We start from the raw sequence: 19,212 nt of genomic DNA on the forward strand, positions 1-19,212 counted from the left end.
GGCAACCGCCGGTCGCCTGATGCCCTGACCGGGTCGGCCTGCGTCAGCCGCCCCGTCGCCCGTCCTCCCTGACGCTTCGCCCGCGACGTCGCGGGTCCCCCTCCGTGCCCCGCGCAGCACCGCCGTCGCCCGACGGCGCGACGCTCCGCCCCGCTCCTCCCATGTCCAAGCTCCTGCGCCTCCCCGCGCTTCTGCTGGTGGCCCTGCTCGCGCTGGCGTTCGACGCCTCCGCCGCCGCCGCCCAGAAGGCGCTCGTGTACTGCCCGACCGACGAGGTCGAGACGTGCGGCAACGTCGTCGCCGCCCTCAGCTCCACCGGCGCCTATCCCGAGGGCGTCGACAAGGCGTACGACGGCAGCAACGGCACCGTCGACCTCCGGACGGCCGACCTGTTCGCCTACACCCTGTTCGTCGTGCCCTCGCTGTCGGACGACGAGGAGGGGACGCCGCTCGCGCTGCTGCGCGATGCGACGGTGGCGGGGCGACTGAAGCTCGCGCTGCTCGGCCGGCGCGCCTTCTACTCCGGCACGCCGGACCTCGGCGCGACCAATCGGCTCGCGAAGAACGCGCTGATCGTGAACCTCGCGCGCTGGGCGGGCGCGAACTTCGACGCGGTGCGTGGGCCCGGCCTCGTCGTGCTGCAGGACAACTCCGACGTCGAGGCGACGCGCTACGACTGGGTGCGCGGGCTGACGGGGCTGACCGTGACGGCCGACATCGCGCTGAAGACGTACGCGAGCGTCCGCACGATGACCGCGACGGGCATGGCCATCATGTCGAACGGCGGGACGCAGCTCGCCTACGACAACATGGCGTCGTTCGGCTTCTACTTCCCGAGCGGCGCGCCGGGCCTGTCGCTCGACGCCGTCGGGCAGACGGGGACGTCGGCCGGCGGCCAGGTCGTGCTGGTGACGGCCGAGGGCGCGAACACGGGTGGGGCGACGGTACAGACCGATCGCAACGACTACGTCCCTGGCAGCATGGTCACGATCACGGGCGCGGGCTTCGCGCCGGGTGAGACCATCAAGATCACGCTGCACGAGGATCCGCTCGTGCACGAGGATCGCACGCTCTCCGCGACGGCCGATCAGGCGGGCGCGTTCGTCGACACCACGTTCTCGCCCGAAGCCCATCACCTGGGCGTGCGCTTTGTCCTCACCGCCACCGGGCAGACCTCTGCGCGGCGGGCGCAGACGACGTTCACCGACGGCAACGTGCAGCTCTTCGTCGCACCGACCGGGTTGGACTACGGCTACCGTCTCCTCTGGTACGACAACACGACGTGCACCGGATCGCCTGCCGGGCAGTACACCCAGGAATTCCTGCTGAGCCAGAACAGCAGCTGGAGCTTTGAAGGCGCGGCGATCCAGTTCGTGGCCAATGCCACCTCGACGAATGGGCGGCCGTTCGACAAGTGGACTGCAGAGTCGAAGGACACGGACATCACGTTCAATCAGGCGAACCGCTCGATCTGCGTTCCGACGAACACCAACAACACGAAGAAGGTCACTGCGAACTTCGGCACCGCCGTCGCGACGAGCGTCGCGGTCGACGCGGCGACCGGTACCTACGGCGGGACGACGACCCTCAAGGCGACACTCACTTCGGGGAGTCCCGCCACAGGGGTGAACGGAAAGACCATCACCTTCCGACTGAACGGGAACTCCGTAGGCAGCGCGACGACGAACGTCTCGGGTGTCGCCACGCTCACCGGCGTGAGCCTGACCGGGATCAACGCGGGGTCGTACGCAGCCGGCACGAACACGGGCGTCGCGGCGAGCTTCGTCGGTGACGCGTCGTACACGGCGTCGAGCGGCGGCGCGACGCTCACGGTCGGCAAGGCCGACCAGACCATCACCTTCGGGGCGCTCGCGGGGAAGTCCTTTGGCGACGCGGCCTTCACGGTGAGCGCGACCGCGAGCTCCGGGCTGGCGGTGAGCTTCAGCGTCGGCAGCACGGACAAGTGCACGATCAGCGGCAGCACGGTGACGATCACCGGCGCGGGCAGCTGCACGGTGACGGCGTCGCAGGCCGGCAACACGAACTACAACGCGGCGGCGTCGGTCCCGCAGAGCTTCAGCATCGCCAAGAAGGCAGCGACGATCAGCCTCTCGGCGCTCAACGCGACGTACGACGGCACTGCGAAGGCGGCGGTGGCCACGACGGATCCCGCAGGCCTCGCGGGCGTCGCGATCACGTACGACGGTGTCACGACCGTGCCGACGGCGGCCGGCAGCTACGCGGTCGTCGCGTCGCTGACGAACGACAACTACCAGGCGACCAATGCCACGGGCACGCTGGTGATCGGGAAGGCGGCCCCGCTGTTCAGTGGGCTCACGGCTCCCGCGATCACGTTCGGGACCGCCACGGCGACGGTGACCGGTACCCTCAAGACCACCGGCGGGCTGGTGCCGAGCGGCTCGGTGACGGCGCTCGTGACCACCACCGGCGGCGGCGCCGCGGTGAGCGGCACGGGCACCATCAACGCGTCGACGGGCGCGTTCTCGATCACCGTGACCAACGCGAACCTGCTCGCCGGCAGCACGACGGGGCACGAGGTGACGGTCAGCTTCGCGGAGAACACGAACTTCGCGGCGGCGAGCGACAACTCGCTGACGCTCGTCGTCAATCAGGCCACGCAGTCGATCACCTTCACGGCGCCGACGACGGCGAAGTACGGGGACGCGGATGCGGCCCTGGGCGCGACGGCCAGCTCCGGGCTGACGGTCAGCTACGCGAGCTCGACGACCGGCGTCTGCACCATCGTCGACGGCAAGCTGCACGTGGTGAAGGCGGGGAGCTGCACGGTGACGGCCAGCCAGGCCGGCAACACGAACTTCCTGCCGGCGCCGAGCGTCGAGCGCACCTTCAGCATCGCGAAGGTGCAGGCGACGATCACGCTGACGGTGCCGACGGGGGCGGCGGCGACCTATACGGGCTCGCCGATCGCCGCGACCGCCGCGGTGGACCCGGCGGGTATCACGGGGCTGTCGGTGACGTACGCGGGGAGCACGACCGCGCCGACGAACGCCGGCACCTATGCGGTGGTGGCCTCGCTCGTGAACGACAACTACGAGGCGGAGACGAAGTCCGGAAGCCTTACGATCGGCAAGGCGAGCCAGGTGATCAGCTGGGCTACCCCGGCCGCGATCACGTACGGCACCACGCTGGCCGGGGTGCTGAACGCGACACTGACCACCGGTGATGGTGCGCTGAGCTACGACAAGGCGACCACCGATGTGCTGCCGGTGGGGGCGCACACCCTGACGGTCACGGCAGCCGAGACGCCGAACTACATCGCGACGAGCAAGTCGGTCTCGCTGACGGTCAACAAGGCGCAGGGCTCGGTGAGCATCACGAGCACCAACCCGGGCACGCTGGCCTACAACGCCACCTATGCGGTGACGACCTCCAAGGTCGGCGACGGCGGCGTGACCCTCTCCGTGGGTGCCACGGATGCCTGCGAGATCAGCAACGGCACGGTCACGATGAAGGCGGGCGTCGGCAGCTGCACGGTCACGGCGACGCTGGCCGAGGGGGGCAACTATCTCGGTGCCTCGACCACGCAGACCTTCGCCGCCGCCAAGGCGACGGCGTCGATCACGCTGACCAACCTGAGCCACACGTACAACGGCGCGGCGAAGGCGGCGACGGCGACGACCAGCCCCGCCGGTCTCACCGCCGTGACCGTCCGGTACTTCCAGAACGCGACCGAGGTCGCGGCGGCGGACGTGAAGAACGCCGGCAGCTACGTCGTGAAGGCGACGCTGAGCAACACGAACTACGACGCCCCGGAGGCCACCGAGACGCTGGTGATCGGCAGGGCGGCCGTGACGGCGACGGCAGGGAGCGGCACCGGGACGTACACGGGCAGCGCGCAGACGCCGTCCGCGTGTGCGGTGACCGGGACCTACACGACCGGCATTAGCTGCGCCAACGACCCGGCCACGGTGGGACCGAACGTCGGGACGTACACGATCGTGCCGAGCATCACCGGGCCGGCGGCGAGCAACTTCGACGCGACGCCCGTGAACGGCTCGTACGCGATCACCCAGGCGACGTCGCAGGTGGTGATCACCTGGGAGAACAGCACGTACAACGGCTCGGCGAACGGTGCGACGGCGACCGTGAAGGATGCGGGCGGCGCGGCGATCGGCGGGGCGACGGCGACGCTGACGTACTACAGCGGTTCGACGGCGGCCGGCACGGCGCTGAGCGGCGCGCCGACGGCGGCCGGGACGTACACGGTCAGGGCGACGTTCGCGGGCAACACGAACTACCTGACGTCCTCGGAGACGAAGACGATCACGATCGCGAGGGCGTCGCAGACGATCACGTTCGCGCAGCCGACGAGCCCCGCGGTCTTCAACAGCAGCTTCACCGTGAACCCCACGGCGACGTCCCCCCTGCCGGTGGCCGTATCGGTGTCCGGCGTGTGTGAGAAGCAGCAGGACGGCTCGATCAAGATGACCAGCGGCACCGGGAACTGCATCATCACTGCGGCGCAGGCGGGCAACGAGAACTATGAAGCTGCCACCGCCGCGGCGGGCAGCAGCCTGACGCGCACGGTGGCGGCCGCGAAGGCCGCGCAGACGATCACGTTCCCCGTGCTCGCCGACACCAAGTACAACGAGGCGGCTCCGGCGCTCGGGGCGACGGCGACCTCCGGCCTGACGGTCACCTACGGCGCGAGCGGCAACTGCACCGTGAGCGGGAGCACGATCTCGATCACCGGCGCGGGCAGCTGCACGGTGACGGCGAGCCAGGCAGGCGACGACAACTACGATGCTGCGACCGCGTACGCGGGCAGCGCGCTATCGCGCACCTTCGCCATCGCGAAGGCGACGGCCTCGATCACGCTGACGAACCTGAGCCATACGTACGACGGCTCCGCGAAGGCGGCGACCGCGACGACCGCGCCCTTGGGTCTCTCGGGCGTCAGCCTGGTCTACAAGCAGAACGCGAACGTGGTACAGGCGGCGGACGTCAAGAGCGCCGGCAGCTACACGGTCGAGGCGACGCTGGACAATGCCAACTACCAGCTGGCTGCGCTGAGCAACCCGACCATCGCCACGCTGGTGATCAATCAGGCGACGCAAGCGGCGCTGACCCTCACGGGCGTGCCGGCGACGGCGACGTACAACACCAGCTTCAACGTGACGCCTGGTGGTGGCAGTGGCACCTCGCAGGTGGTGGTCACCACTGAGGGGGTCTGCACGATCGCGGGCAACACGGTGACGATGAACAGCGGTACCGGCACGTGCACCGTGAAGGTCAACCGTGCCGGTGACAACAACTACTTCCCCGCCACGCAGGTCACCGCCTCCGCCACTGCGGCGAAGGCGACGCAGACCATCGCCGGATTCAACCTCACGTCGTTCACGAAGAAGTTCGGTGATGCACCGTTCAGCGTCGCGGGCGGGGTGACCGGCGGCGGCTCGGGCAACGACGTCCTGTACTCGAGCGCGACGCCGAGCAAGTGCACGGTCACGGCGGCCGGTCTGCTCACGATCGTGGAGGCCGGTTCCTGCACGGTGAAGGCGAATCAGGCCGGGAACGCCAACTACGAAGCTGCGTCCGAGGCGAGCTCCGACCTCAACATCGGCAAGGCGACGCCGACCGTGAGCGTGAGCTGGACGGGCGGGACCTTCGGCGCCACGAGCGCGGCCACCGGCTCGGTGTCGGGCGTGGGCGGCGTCAACCTCGGGACCCCGACCTTCAGCTACGAGGGTGTGAGTCCGACGGTCTACGCGGCGAGCGCCACCGCGCCGACGAACGCCGGCAGCTACAAGGTGACGGCCAGCTTCGCGGCGACCGTGAACTATGAGGCGGCCACGAACACGGCGACGACCACGATCGCGAAGGCCAGCACGACGACGATCGTGGAGGTCCCGACACCGCCGGTGGTGTACGACGGGACGAACAAGGTCGCGTCCGCGACGGTCACGGGCGCCGCCGGGTTGAATCAGGGCCTGACGGTCACGTACCAGAAGAAGGATGCGAACGGCGCGTGGCAGGTCAGCGGCACGCCGCGTGACGCGGGCGACTACCGCGCGAGCGCGAGCTACGCGGAGACCGCGAACTACGGCGCGAGCCAGGACGCGAAGGAGTTCTCCATCGCCAAGGCGCCCCAGACCATCACCTTCGTGCAGCCGACTACCCCGGCCGACTACAACAGCACGTTCACGGTGAGCCCCACGACGACGGCTTCGAATCTCGTCGTTGCGATCGCAGTCTCTGGGGTCTGCGAGACGCAGACGGGGAACTCGGTCAAGATGACCAGCGGCACGGGCAACTGCGTGATCACCGCCTCGCAGATCGGCAACGGGAACTACCTCGCCGCTGCTCCGGTGGAGCGCACGGTGGCCGCGCGCAAGATCGCGCAGGCCGCGCTCAGCGTCACGGGTCCGACGGCGGGTACGTTCGGTGAGGCGCTTTCGATGAGCGCCACCGGCGGCAGCTCGATTCACACGGCCAGCTTCACCGCGACCGGCACCGCGTGCTCTATCGCCAGCACTGGCCCGAATGCCGGCAAGCTGGAGATCACGAGCGGCACCGGCACGTGCGCGCTCACGGCGACGAAGGCCGCCGATGACAACTACAGCCTCATCACGTCCCCGTCGCAGGTCGTCACCATCGCCAAGGCGGCGCTGAACGTCGAACCGAACCCGAAGACTCCGGATCCGCGCCAGTACAGCGATCCGAACCCCACGTTCGCGCCGAAGTACACCGGGTTTGTCAACGGCCAGACCGACGCGGTCCTCGACACGAAGCCGACCTGCTCGACGACAGCGGCCGCGATCTCTCCGGAGGCGTCGTACCCGATCACCTGCTCGGGCGGCGCGGACAACGACTACGCCTTCAGCTACACCGCGGGATCGCTCGGCGTGACGAAGGAAGACATGGTCCTCGACTACACGGGCCAGACCTTCGTCAGCACGAACAGGTCTGGCGGCACCGCGAGCGCTCAGCTCTCGGTGAGCGTCAGCGAGAGTCAGGACGGCAACCTGGGGTCGGTCCCATGGGCGAGCATCCCGCTGACGGTTCGCTTCTCGGTGTACACCACGGACCCGAGCAGCGCCGTCAAGTGCGACGCGCCAGTGTCCGCTAGCGGCTCGGGGGCCGGTACGGCGTCCTGCTCCGTGTCTGGCCTGAAGGAGGATCAGTACATCGTTCAGGCGGAGCTCCTTAGCAACGCCTTCTACCGGGCGGCCGTCCCGAATGCCGCGCTGACGGCGGTCGATCCGGGCACGGGCTTCACGACCGGCGGCGGCTCGATCAACGACCCGAACACCGGCGCGCGCAGCAACTTCGGCTTCACCGCGCGCTTCCTGAAGAACGGCGGCGTGCAGGGGAACAGCCTCTTCATCTACCGGAAGTCGGCCGACCTTGGTGGCGGCCGGGCGACCGGGACGGTGAACGGTGCGACGGTCTCGGCGCCGAGCGGCACCCGCGACTACAACTTCATCATCAAGAGCAACCAGATGTCGGCGCTGACGCAGCGGTGCTCGACGACGACCGGCACGGAGCCCTGCTGGGCGACGTTCACCGGCGGCTCGAACGTGAAGGCGGTAGACCGCCTGACCGGCATCGAGTACACGCTGTCGGCCGGCTACATCGGCAACCAGCAGCAGTTCCAGATCGACCTGGTCGACAATGGTGAGCCTGGCTCGACCGATCGCTTCGCGATCAAGGTCTGGACGGCCAGCCAGACGTTCATGCAGGTGGGCACGGCCCGCACGGACATGAACGGTACGCCGCCGAACGGCACGCAGGTGCAGCTCCTCGGCGGCAATGTCCAGGTGCGACTGAAGCCGTAAGGCAGTCCGCACGGCGAGTGTGATGAAAGGCTCGCTGGCACTGGGCCAGCGAGCCTTTCGCCGTGCCGCCTGCGGCGTTCGGAGCGGCGTGTGAGACCAGGTATGAAGGTATTGTCACGAACCTTCTTGCCTTGCTGAGGCGTCATACAAAGCACGTCCGGCGCGAGACATGGCGCGTTCGCCATCTGGCCGGAAAGTGTGTCCGGCATCACATTTAGCCGTGCTAGCGCGTGGCTCCCACGCGACCAGCCTCCTGCACGTCGGCCCGCCCCCCTCCCGCGGACGCCGACCGCCCTAGAGCTTCTGTCGATGGCCAAGCTACTGGTAGTCGAGGACGATCGGATGTTCGCGGAGCTGATCCGCCACGCGCTGCGCGAGGAAGGTCACCTCGTGGACGTCGCGACGGACTGCGCCGAAGCCCGCGCCACGACGTCGGAGCACGCCTACGACGGCATCCTCCTCGACGTCTCGCTGCCCGACGGCAGCGGCCTCACCCTCGCGCGCGAGCTGCGCCAGGAAGGCAGCGAGACGCCGATCCTCATGATCACGGGCAACGACGGCAAGCGCGACGTCGTCCAGGGGCTCGACGCCGGCGCGGACGACTACCTGACCAAGCCGCTCGACGACGAGATCCTCAAGGCCCGCGTGCGCGCCCTCGTGCGACGCCGCGAGCCGCGCGGGATCGAGACGCTGTCGTTCGGCGGCATCGTCATCGACCGGGCGATGCGGCGCGCCACGATCGACGGGCACCGCGTCGCGCTCGCGCCGCGCGAGTTCACGCTCCTCGCCTTCCTCGTCCAGCACGCCGAGCAGATCGTCACGCGCAGCGAGCTCCTCGAGAAGGTGTGGGACCTGACGCTCGACCCCGGCTCGAACGTCGTCGACGTGCACGTGGCGCGGCTGCGCGGCAAGCTCCGCGAGCACCACGCGAAGCCGACGCTCGTCACGGTGCGCGGCACCGGCTACGTGCTGACGCTCGGCCCGTCGGAGGAGTGACGGCGTGATCCAGGGGACCGCCGGCGCGGTCGACGCCACCCCGGCGACCGCGGCGCTCGAGGGGCAGGACGCGATCGACCGGCTGCGGCGCTTCGGCGGGGATCGGCTGGCGCGCGAGATGATCGCGCTGTTCGCCGACTCGGTGCCGGAGCGCTTCGCCGCCGCCCGGACGGCGCTGGTCGCCGCCGACACCGAGACGCTGGTGCGCACGATGCACGGCCTCAAGTCGTCGAGCGCGCAGCTGGGCGGCACCGGCGCCGCGCGGCTGTGCGCCGAGGTCGAGCACGCGGCGCGCGCCGAGCAGCTGTTCGGGCTCGCGCCCGCGATCGACCGCGCGGAGCAGGCGGTGCACGAGCTGGTCGCGTGGCTCGTGCACGCGCTGCCTCCAGACTCGGGCGTGCGATGAGCGCACGATGAAGGTCCTCGCGGTCGTCGAGGACAACGCCGACAACCGCCTGCTCGTGCGCGCGCTGCTGGGCCACCTGTACCACGTGCGGGAGTACGTGAACGGGAGCGACGCCCTGGCCGCGTTCGGGCGCGGGGAGGTGCCGGACATCGTCCTCATGGACATCTCGCTGCCGGGCATCAGCGGGCTGGACGTGCTGCTGCGCATGCGGGCCGACGAGCGGCTGGCGGAGCTGCCCGTCGTCGCGCTCACCGCGCACGCCATGGACGGCGACCGGGCGGCGCTGCTGGAGGCCGGCTTCGACGAGTACGTCGCGAAGCCCATCTTCGACGAGACGGTGCTGCTGCGCGCGATCGAGCGGGCGCTGCGGCGCGTCGGCGGCTAGCGCGTCCCGTGGCGGAGTCGATCCGGCGGACCGTCGCGCTGGCCGTCGCCGCGTGGCTGCTCTTCCTCGTGCTGGTCGGCACGGCGGCCTACCAGAGCATGCACCGGCTGCTCGACACGGCCACCGCCGTCAGCGAGACGCACCGCGTGCTGCGCCTGCTGGAGTCGACCTACTCGCGCGTCGCCGACGCCGAGGTGGGCGCGCGCGGCTACGTGCTCACGGGCGACGTGCCCTACCTGCGGGCCTACCAGGACTCGCGCCGCGAGGTCGACGCGAACGTCGAGAGCCTCCGCGCCGTCATCGACGAGGGGACGCCGCAGCGCGAGCGCCTCAACCAGCTGGAGGGCCTGGTCGGGCGCCGCCTCAGCCTCCTGCGCGAGACCATCGACCGCCGCCGCGAGAACCTCGAATCGGCGATCGCGATCGTGCGCTCGGGGCGCGGCCGCGTGCTCAGCGACAGCATCCGGACGCTGATCGACGAGCTCGAACGCAACGAGGAGCTCGTCCTCGTGCTGCAGTCGGAGGGCGAGCGCGCGTGGGTGCGGCAGGTCATCGGCAGCATCGCGCTCAGCCTCGCCACCGCGCTCGCGGCCGGGCTGCTGGTGCTCAACGTCATCCGCCGCGACCTCGCGGGCCGCGCCGCCGCCGCGCGCGCGCTGCGCGACGCCAAGGAGTCGGCCGAGGCGGCCAACCGCGCCAAGAGCGACTTCCTGGCGCGCATGAGCCACGAGCTGCGCACGCCGCTCAACAGCGTCATCGGCTTCTCCAACGTGCTGCTGAAGACGCGGGCGTCGGATCTGGGCGACGACGGCCGCACCTACCTGGAGCGCGTCCGCGACAACGGCATGCACCTGCTGACGATGATCGACGACCTGCTCGACATCGCGCGCATCGAGGTGGGCCGCATCGCCATCGACTCGCGCACGGTGGCGCTGGAGGCGCTGGTGCGCGACGTCGTCGGCGCGTTCGAGGAGGACGCGCGCCGCCGCGGGCTCGGGCTCTACGCCGACCTGCCCGACGCGCCCGCACGGCTGGAGGCGGATCCGTCGCGCCTGCGGCAGGTGCTCGTCAACCTCGTGAGCAACGCGCTGCGCTTCACGCGCCGCGGCAGCGTCACGGTGCGCGTCGTCACGGACCCGGTGTCGGGCGTGCCGCTGCGGATGGAGGTCGTGGACACGGGGATCGGCATCCCGCTCGACCGGCAGGCGGCGGTGTTCGAGGCGTTCGAGCAGGCCGACACCTCCACCGGCCGCGAGTTCGGCGGCACGGGCCTGGGCCTCGCCATCAGCCGGTCGCTGTGCGAGCTGATGGGCTTCCAGCTCACGCTCCAGAGCACGCCGAACGTCGGCTCGACGTTCAGCATCGTGCTCTCGCCGGCGCGTGCGGCCGCGCCCGCGCGCGTGGAGGAGACGGTCGGGGCGGGGTGAGCGCGCTGCGCGCGTGGCGAGCCCCGAGGTCCCTCGCGGTGCGCTGCGCGCACACTCGGGACGACAGTGATGTATGGGCGGGAAGGGCGCGGGCGCGCGAAGGCGACCGGTGATCGCAGCAAGGAGACTCACGCGCAGCGGTGAGGCTCCGCAGCGGCCGCGATCACTGGGAGCCGCAGCACGCCCATGCCACCCCGTCGCGGCGCACGAATCCACACCCCGAAAGCACGAGCGCCGGCCCCTCGGGAGAGGGAGCCGGCGCTCGACGCGCTGGGGAGCGCGGCGTCTACCACCAGATCTGGACCACGGTCGGCTCAGCGCGTGGCGGCCTTGATCACGGGCTTGAACAGCAGCCCGTTCTTCAGCGAGTTCCCGCGCATCACGAAGCTCTCGCCGACGTCGAAGTCCACCAGCAGCGCGGTCGTCGAGTCCTTGCCGACCGTCACGTCCTTCGCCAGCTGCAGCTTGATCCCGCTGCGGCCCGCGCTCGGCCACTGCACCGCGACGGAGTCGCCGCTCTTCATAGTCACGCGCGACTGCGCCGGATCGATGATGAGCCGGAAGCTCCTGTAGGTCCCCGCCGGCAGCCCCTTCTCGCCGAGCGTCGCGAACTTGCCGTCGCGCAGCGTCAGCAGGTCGAACTTGGCCTTCGGCTCGGCCAGCGTCACCCAGCCGCCGGAATCCTTCGTCGAGTCCGCGGTGCCCACGGCGGCGGCCGCGGAGTCCGTCGCCTCGGCCTTCGCGTCGACGCGCACCACGTAGACGTCGACGCTCTTCACGGAGTCGAACGGGAACGGCGCGTCGGTCAGCTGCACGACGAGGCGCCCCGAGCCACGCGGGCCGGTCTGGCCGTCGACGAACGCGTCGTCGCCGCACGCGATGGCGGAGCCGGCGAGGAGCGCCGCGCAGGCGCCGAGTCGCATCGAACGGGAGAGGGGCATCGGCTGGTCCTCCTGAGAGTGGGCGGCAACGCCATCAGCGGCGCGGCTGCACGACCAGGATCGTGTCCTTCCCGAAAGGCCGGCGTGACCATCGTCACGCCGTCCCGCCGCGTGGCCCGGCGCGTGACGCCCGTGTCCGCGGACGTGCGCGCGGCGGCCGACGGCTAGCGCGACGCGCGCTCGATGCGGTCGCGCACGCCCTGCCACGCGGGCGTGTCGGGCGGCCGCTCCACGAGCACCACCGCGCACCCCGCGTCGTCCAGCTGGTGCAGCGCGGCGTACAGCCGCTGCGCGTACGCGGCGGGATCGTCGGGCATCGGCAGCGGCAACGCGGGCGCGGGCCGCGCGTCCCACGGCGACAGCAGGAGCGCGCCCGCGCGCGCGTCCACCGCCTCGCGCGCGAGGCGCGCGGCCATCGCGTCGCGCGCGGACGCATCGAACAGCCACACGGTCGCGCGCGGCGCGTAGTGGCGCTCCACCATGCCGGGCGCGGGCCGCGGCGCGTCCTCGCGTCCGGGCGACGGCGCGGGCAGCGGCACGTCGCCGAGCACCTCCGCCAGCGCGGCAACCGAGAGGGTGCCCGGGCGCAGCAGCGTCGGGCGCGCGCCCGTGAGGTCCACCACCGTCGACTCGATGCCGACGCTCGCCGCGCCACCGTCGAGGATCAGGTCCACGCGGTCGCCGAGCGCCTTCTGCACGTGCTGCGCGGTGGTGGGGGAGAGCTCGGTGAAGCGGTTCGCGCTCGGCGCCGCGACGGGCAGGGCGGCCGCGCGCAGCAGCGCCAGCGCGACGGGATGCGCCGGCACGCGCACCGCGACCGCGGGCAGGCCGGCGGTGAGCACGTCGGGCACGTGCGCGCGCTTGGGCAGCACGAGCGTCAGGGGGCCGGGCCAGAACGCGCGCGCCAGCCGCGCGGCCGCGTCGGGCCACGCCGTCGTCAGCGCGCGCGCACCGGCGGCGTCGGGGACGTGCGCGATGAGCGGGTTGAAGCTGGGGCGCCCCTTGGCGGCGAAGATGCGCTGCACCGCCGCGGCGTCGAGCGCGTGCGCGCCCAGCCCGTACACCGTCTCGGTGGGGAACGCGACCAGCCCGCCCGCGCGCAGCACGTGCGCGGCCTCGGCGACGAGGGCGGGATCGGGCGTGGACGGCGAGACGGTCAGCAGGCGCATGGGCGGAAGCTACACGCGGCCGGCGGCCCGCCGAAGCGGCGCGTGCTTGACAGGGCGCCGCCTGGCGCCGTATCGCATGCACGCGCTCGACCTCCCGCCACCGACCCTCGCCCGCTCGCCCATGCCCGCCACCATCCTCCGTGCGACCCTCCTGCTGGCGCTCGGGCCCACGCTCGCGCTCGCGCAGACCGCCGCCGCACCGGCGCGGCCGCGGGCGCGCGACCTCGGGATCAGCGCCCTGATCGGCGGCGCGCCCGGTCCGCTGGACGCGATCACCGACGTCGCCGGCGTCGAGGTGGGGCACACGACGCTGATCAGCGGGAGCGGGCGTCTGACGGTGGGGCGCGGGCCGGTGCGCACGGGCGTGACGGTCGTGCATCCGCGCGGCCGCGCGAGCGCGGACCCCGTGTTCGGCGCGTGGTTCACGCTCAACGGCAACGGCGAGATGACCGGCACCACGTGGCTGCAGGAGAGCGGCCTGCTGGAGGGGCCGGTCGCGATCACCAACACGCACAGCGTCGGCGTGGTGCGCGACGCGATCCTGCAGTGGCAGGTGAAGCGCCCGGGGCTCCAGCCGTGGGGCCTGCCCGTGGTGGCGGAGACGTTCGACGGCTTCCTGAACGACATCAACGGCTTCCACGTGAAGCCCGAGCACGCGCTCGCGGCGCTCGACGGCGCGCGCGGCGGCGCGGTGCCGGCCGAGGGGAACGTCGGCGGCGGCACGGGCATGGTCTGCCACGGCTTCAAGGGCGGCATCGGCACCGCGTCGCGGCGGCTGACGCCCGCGCAGGGCGGGTGGACGGTGGGCGTGCTGGTGCAGTGCAACTACGGCGCGCGGCGCGAGCTGCGCGTGGCGGGCGTGCCGGTGGGCGAGGAGATCCCGGACCTGCTGCCGTGCACCGACTCGCCCGACACGACGATCAGCCGCGGATCGCCGCGCTGTGGCGCCGCGCCCGCCACGCCACCGGTGCCGCACGACGACGATGCCGCCGCCGGACAGGGCTCGATCATCATCGTCGTCGCGACGGACGCGCCGCTGCTGCCGCACCAGCTCAAGCGCATCGCCACGCGCGCCTCGCTCGGCGTGGGACGCATGGGTGGCCGCGGCGAGAACAGCTCGGGCGACATCTTCGTCGCCTTCTCGACGGCGAACCCCGGGACGGCCGCCGACACCGGCGTCGCGCGCGTGGGCATGCTGCCGAACGCGCGCATCAACCCGCTGTTCGCGGCGACCGTGCAGGCGACGGAGGAGGCGATCGTCAACGCGCTGCTGGCGGCCGACACGATGACCGGCGCCGACATGCACCGCGTGACCGCGCTGCCGGTGGACCGACTGCTGACGGCCCTGCGGAAGTACGGGCGCGCGCCGGCCGTGCGCTGATCGGGCGGCCGCGAGGGTGGCGGCACCAAGCGTGCTGCTCCGGGGCTGGTGCGTGTCGTATTGCTGGCTCCCCCTCTCCGGAGACCGTCAGATGCCGGCACTCCCGCTCCCGTCCCGCCCGGCGGCCGGCCGCGCGCGGCCGCTCCTGCATGCCGCGTCCATGCTGGCTGCGCTCGTGCTGCTCGGCTCGCCGGGCGCCGCGCGCGCCCAGACCTCGACGTCGAACCTGCGCGGCTACGTCACCGGTGCGGGCGGCATCGCGGTGCCCGAGGTGCAGGTCGTGGCGCGCGACGTCGCCACCAACCAGCAGCGCGGCACGCTCACCAACGCGGCCGGCTTCTACTACATCGGCGGGCTGCGGCCGGGGCGCTACACGGTGACGGCGCGCCGCGTCGGCCTCGCGCCCGCGACGCGCACGGTGCAGCTGCAGATCGGCCAGACGCTGGACCTCAACCTGTCGGTGTCCGAGGCGGCCGTGCAGCTCACGACCGTCACCGTGCAGGCGGAGGCCGAGGGGACGACGGCGCGCACGTCGGAGATCAGCACCAACGTGTCGCGCGAGCAGATCCAGAACCTGCCGAACTTCGAGCGCAACTTCCTCGACATCGCGCGGCTGGCGCCCGGCATCACGTCGCAGAACGTGAACAGCACCGACAAGACGTTCGCGGCCAGCGGCCAGCCCGCCGACGCGGTGAACGTCTTCATCGACGGCGCGACGTACAAGAGCGACGTGCTGACCGGCGGCGTCGCCGGGCAGAACGCGAGCAAGGGGAACCCGTTCCCGCAGGACGCGGTGCAGGAGTTCCGCGTCATCACGCAGAACTACAAGGCGGAGTACCAGCGCGCCGGGAGCGCGATCATCACCGCCACCACGCGCAGCGGCTCGAACACCCTCGAGGCGAGCGCGTTCGGGTTCAACGTCAACAACGCGCTCGTGTCGCGCGACGCGTTCACGGCGGGGCGCAACGGGCCGCGGCCGCAGTACAAGCGCTGGCAGGCGGGCGGGAGCCTCGGCGGCCCGATCGTGCGCGACAAGCTGTTCTTCTTCGGCACCTACGAGCTGAATCAGCGACGCGAGCCCGCGAACGTGCTGTTCGGCGGCGACAGCACCTTCGCGCCGGCGGCTCTGCTCGCCCAGCTGCGGCCGTACACCGGCGGCTTCGCGCAGGAGTTCCTGTCGCACCTCGGCTTCGGCAAGCTGACCTGGAACGCGGGCGCCAACAGCACCATCGACGCCAGCCTGAGCGTGCGCAAGGACCGCGACTTCCGCGGCTTCGGCGGCCAGACGTCGTACGAGGCGCGCGAGAACCTCGACATCGACGTCTACACGGGCATCGCGAACTGGCGGCTGGCCGGCGACCGCTGGCTGAACGAGGCGCAGGTGTCCACGCAGCTCTACCAGTGGAAGCCGACGTGGATTAACGGGGACCTGGTCGGGCGCCAGTACAACAACATCCTCCGCATCGGCGGCAAGGACTCGCAGCAGGACTTCGACCAGAACCGCATCTCGCTGCGCGACGACGTCACGCGCAGCGCCGTGCAGTTCGCGGGCGACCACGTGTTCAAGCTGGGCGGCAACGTCGACTTCCTGACGTACCGCGCCGAGAAGGCCTTCACGCAGAACCCGGTCTTCCGCTACCGGCGCGACGAGCAGTACGCCTACCCGTTCGAGGCCGGCTTCGGCTTCGGCGACCCGGACGTGAAGAACGACAACACCCAGTTCGGCGTCTACGCGCAGGACGACTGGACGATCGGCCGCCGGCTGGTGCTGAACCTCGGCCTCCGCTGGGACGCCGAGACGAACATGATCAACAACGACTACGTCACGCCGCAGGCGCTGGCCGACTCGCTGCGCGGGCCGCTCAACTCGCAGCTGTTCGTGCGGCAGACGATCCCGAACCCGACCAACCCGGCCGGCAGCTCGACGCAGCAGGTGCGCACGATCGACCTGCTGGGGGGCATCGACAACTTCATCTCGACGGGCGACAACCGCCCGATGTACAAGAAGGCGTGGCAGCCGCGCCTGGGCGCCTCGTTCGACGTCTTCGGCGACACGCGGACGGTGCTCTTCGGCGGCTACGGCCTGTACTACGACCGCACCGTCTGGAACAACCTGCTGGACGAGCAGTTCCGGCGGCAGTTCGGCGTGTACACGGTGAGCTTCCGCGCGACGCAGGCCGCGTGCGCCGCGGAGACCGATGCCGCCATCCGCAACCGGTGCGTGGCGTGGAACGACCGCTTCTACGATCCGGCGCAGCTCCGCACGCTCGCCGGCTCGGTCGGCATCCCCGAGGTCTTCCTCGTCAAGAACGACCTCGTCCCGCCGAGCACGCAGCAGTTCAGCACCGGTGTGCGGCAGTCGGTCGGGCCGACGCTCGTGACGCTGACGTACAACGGCGTGCGCGGGCGCAACTTCATGAACTTCATCCGCGCGGCGTACACCATCGGCACGCCGGGCGCGGCGCGGCAGAACTACGCGGCGGTGTTCATCACCGACGACCGCGTGAAGACGTGGTACGACGCCGTGCAGCTGCAGGTCGACAAGCCGATCCGCGGCACCGAGCGGTGGGGCGGCTCGGTCGCCTACACGCTCGGCAGGGCGGAGGAGCAGGGGCAGAGCACGGACCTGTTCTGGGGCTTCGACGAGAAGTACCCGACGGTGGCCGACCGTCCGCGCCGCCGCGCGCCCGGCGACCAGCGGCACAAGATCGTGATGAACGGCGTGTTCCGGCTGCCGGCCGACATCACCTTCTCGACGATCGTCAACCTCGCCAGCGGCATCACGGTCAACGCCAGCGACCAGACGCTCGGCACGGGGCAGTTCCAGGCGGTGACGTACACCTTCACGCCGCCGGGGCGCCCGTTCCTCGGCCTCGGGCACGTGTTCGCCTTCCAGCAGGTCGACGCGCGCCTCGAGAAGGCGCTCTCGCTCGCCGGCGGCAACCGCGTGAGCGTCGTCGCCGACCTGTTCAACGCGTTCAACAACGCGAACTACGGCTGCTTCAACACCACCATCCCGCCGGCCGGGCAGGCGAACCCGAACTACGGCACGCCGGGGTGCGCGGGGCTCGGCACGCGGCTCCAACTGGGGCTCCGCTACGCCTATCGCGGCGCCGAGACCGGGGGACGGTGAGCCGCGCGCTCGCGCGGGTCGCGGGCCTCGTGATCGCGGTGGGGGCGTGCCGGCCGGCGCCCCCGCCGGCGACGGCGCCCGCGCCCCGCCATCAGCCGACGGCCGAGCAGCAGGCGTTCCTCGACACGCTCGGCCGGCGGACGTTCGACTGGTTCTGGGAGACCACCAACGCGCGCAACGGGCTGACCCCCGACCGCTGGCCGACGAAGTCCTTCTCGAGCGTCGCCGCGGTCGGCTTCGCGCTCACCGCGTATCCGGTGGGCGTGGAGCGCGGCTGGGTCACGCGCGAGCAGGCGCGCGACCGCGTGCTGACGACGCTCCGCTTCTTCCGCGACGCGCCGCAGGGGCCTGCATCCACCGGCGTCACCGGCCATCGCGGCTTCTTCTACCACTTCCTCGACATGGAGACCGGCCTGCGCTTCCGGCAGGTCGAGCTCTCCACGATCGACACGGCGCTGCTGCTCGCGGGCGCGCTCACCTGCCGCGAGTACTTCGACCGCGCGGACGCGGGCGACGTCGAGGTGCGCGCGCTCGCGGACAGCATCTACCGGCGCGTCGACTGGGCGTGGGCGCAGGCGGGACGCCCGCTCGTGAGCATGGGGTGGCACCCGGAGCAGGGGCTGCCGCGCCACGACGCGAACGGCTTCATCCTCGACAACTGGCGCGGCTACATGGAGGCGATGCTCCTCTACGTGCTCGCGCTGGGCTCCCCGACGCACCCGCTGCCCGACGGCGCGTGGGAGCGGTGGGCCGCGACGTACCAGTGGGACACGTTCCACGGGCAGGAGTTCATCCAGTTCGCGCCGCTGTTCGGCCACCAGTACTCGCACGTCTGGATCGACTTCCGCGGCATCCGCGACGCGTACATGCGTGGACGCGGCATCGACTACCACGAGAACTCGCGCCGCGCCACGCTGTCGCAGCGGCAGTACGCGATCGACAACCCGAACGGATGGCGCGACTACTCCGCCGACGTGTGGGGGCTGACGGCGAGCGACGGCCCGCTCGACTCGACGCTCACCATCGACGGACGGGCACGCCGCTTCCACACGTACTGGGCGCGCGGAGCGGGGAAGGACGAGATCAGCGACGACGGGACGATCGTCCCCACGGCCGCGGGCGGCTCGATCGCCTTCGCGCCCGAGGTGGTGATCCCGTCGCTGCTGGCCATGCGCCGCCGCTACGGCGACGACCTGTTCCAGCGCTACGGCTTTCTCGACGCGTTCAACCCGACGCTGCGCGAGCCGGGGCCGCGGCTGCAGCACGGACGCATCGTGCCCGGGAAGGGATGGTTCGACGGCGACTACCTCGGCATCGACCAGGGGCCGATCCTCGCGATGCTCGAGAACCAGCGGTCGGAGCTGGTGTGGCGACTGATGCGGAAGAACCCGTACGTGATCCGCGGACTCTGTCGCGCGGGCTTCTCTGGAGGATGGCTCGATGGCAAGTGCTGAGAGGGCGAGCGTCGAGCGTCGAGCGTCGAGCGTCGAGAGACCCCGATCCCTCGACGCTCGACGCTCGACGCTGGGCTGCCTGCTGATCGCGGGCTGCGTC

The 19,212-nt window shown here is 71.2% G+C and carries 10 protein-coding genes; 8 read left to right on the forward strand and 2 right to left on the reverse strand.

All coding sequences use genetic code 11. The annotated features are described in order from the left end of the window. The first annotated feature begins 161 nt into the window (after positions 1-161). The 5 genes from rosag_RS00960 to rosag_RS00980 all read left to right on the forward strand — a co-directional run bounded on the left by rosag_RS00960 (position 162) and on the right by rosag_RS00980 (position 11,034). Positions 162-7,820: an MBG domain-containing protein gene (locus rosag_RS00960; RefSeq protein WP_284348125.1), complete on the forward strand. Its 7,659-nt coding sequence runs from the start codon at positions 162-164 to the stop codon at positions 7,818-7,820. 309 nt (positions 7,821-8,129) lie between these two features. Further along, positions 8,130-8,816 (forward strand): response regulator transcription factor, encoded by a 687-nt coding sequence (locus rosag_RS00965; RefSeq protein WP_284348126.1) that lies wholly within the window; start codon positions 8,130-8,132, stop codon positions 8,814-8,816. Positions 8,817-8,820: 4 nt separating this feature from the next. Then, on the forward strand, positions 8,821-9,222 hold the full coding sequence (locus rosag_RS00970; protein WP_284348127.1) for an Hpt domain-containing protein: 402 nt from the start codon (positions 8,821-8,823) through the stop codon (positions 9,220-9,222). Positions 9,223-9,229: 7 nt separating this feature from the next. Further along, positions 9,230-9,607: a response regulator gene (locus rosag_RS00975; RefSeq protein ID WP_284348128.1), complete on the forward strand. Its 378-nt coding sequence runs from the start codon at positions 9,230-9,232 to the stop codon at positions 9,605-9,607. 8 nt (positions 9,608-9,615) lie between these two features. Next, positions 9,616-11,034 (forward strand): sensor histidine kinase, encoded by a 1,419-nt coding sequence (locus rosag_RS00980; RefSeq protein ID WP_284348129.1) that lies wholly within the window; start codon positions 9,616-9,618, stop codon positions 11,032-11,034. A gap of 314 nt (positions 11,035-11,348) precedes the next feature. Here the strand turns inward: rosag_RS00980 and rosag_RS00985 are convergent, their stop codons facing one another. Further along, on the reverse strand, positions 11,349-11,975 hold the full coding sequence (locus rosag_RS00985) for a DUF4382 domain-containing protein (protein ID WP_284348130.1): 627 nt from the start codon (positions 11,973-11,975) through the stop codon (positions 11,349-11,351). A gap of 164 nt (positions 11,976-12,139) precedes the next feature. Further along, positions 12,140-13,144, reverse strand: coding sequence for an L-threonylcarbamoyladenylate synthase (locus tag rosag_RS00990; RefSeq protein WP_284348131.1), 1,005 nt, complete (start codon positions 13,142-13,144; stop codon positions 12,140-12,142). A 121-nt stretch (positions 13,145-13,265) separates the two neighbouring features. Here rosag_RS00990 and rosag_RS00995 point away from each other — a divergent pair, with 121 nt between their 5' ends. From rosag_RS00995 to rosag_RS01005, 3 genes are all read left to right on the forward strand, one after another. Beyond that, positions 13,266-14,525: a DmpA family aminopeptidase gene (locus tag rosag_RS00995; RefSeq protein WP_284348132.1), complete on the forward strand. Its 1,260-nt coding sequence runs from the start codon at positions 13,266-13,268 to the stop codon at positions 14,523-14,525. A 160-nt stretch (positions 14,526-14,685) separates the two neighbouring features. Then, on the forward strand, positions 14,686-17,658 hold the full coding sequence (locus rosag_RS01000; RefSeq protein ID WP_284348133.1) for a TonB-dependent receptor: 2,973 nt from the start codon (positions 14,686-14,688) through the stop codon (positions 17,656-17,658). Next, positions 17,655-19,112: a glucoamylase family protein gene (locus tag rosag_RS01005; RefSeq protein WP_284348134.1), complete on the forward strand. Its 1,458-nt coding sequence runs from the start codon at positions 17,655-17,657 to the stop codon at positions 19,110-19,112. Before rosag_RS01000 ends, rosag_RS01005 begins: the two co-directional genes overlap by 4 nt. Positions 19,113-19,212 lie beyond the last annotated feature (100 nt).

The organism is Roseisolibacter agri (assembly GCF_030159095.1).
GTDB lineage: Bacteria > Gemmatimonadota > Gemmatimonadetes > Gemmatimonadales > Gemmatimonadaceae > Roseisolibacter > Roseisolibacter agri.

Coding starts and splice junctions, on each gene's coding strand:
- rosag_RS00960 (WP_284348125.1), top strand. CDS start 162: ATGTCCAAGCTCCTGCGCCTCCCCGCGCTTCTGCTGGTGGCCCTGCTC.
- rosag_RS00965 (WP_284348126.1), top strand. CDS start 8,130: ATGGCCAAGCTACTGGTAGTCGAGGACGATCGGATGTTCGCGGAGCTG.
- rosag_RS00975 (WP_284348128.1), top strand. CDS start 9,230: ATGAAGGTCCTCGCGGTCGTCGAGGACAACGCCGACAACCGCCTGCTC.
- rosag_RS00985 (WP_284348130.1), bottom strand. CDS start 11,975: ATGCCCCTCTCCCGTTCGATGCGACTCGGCGCCTGCGCGGCGCTCCTC.
- rosag_RS00990 (WP_284348131.1), bottom strand. CDS start 13,144: ATGCGCCTGCTGACCGTCTCGCCGTCCACGCCCGATCCCGCCCTCGTC.
- rosag_RS00995 (WP_284348132.1), top strand. CDS start 13,266: ATGCCCGCCACCATCCTCCGTGCGACCCTCCTGCTGGCGCTCGGGCCC.
- rosag_RS01000 (WP_284348133.1), top strand. CDS start 14,686: ATGCTGGCTGCGCTCGTGCTGCTCGGCTCGCCGGGCGCCGCGCGCGCC.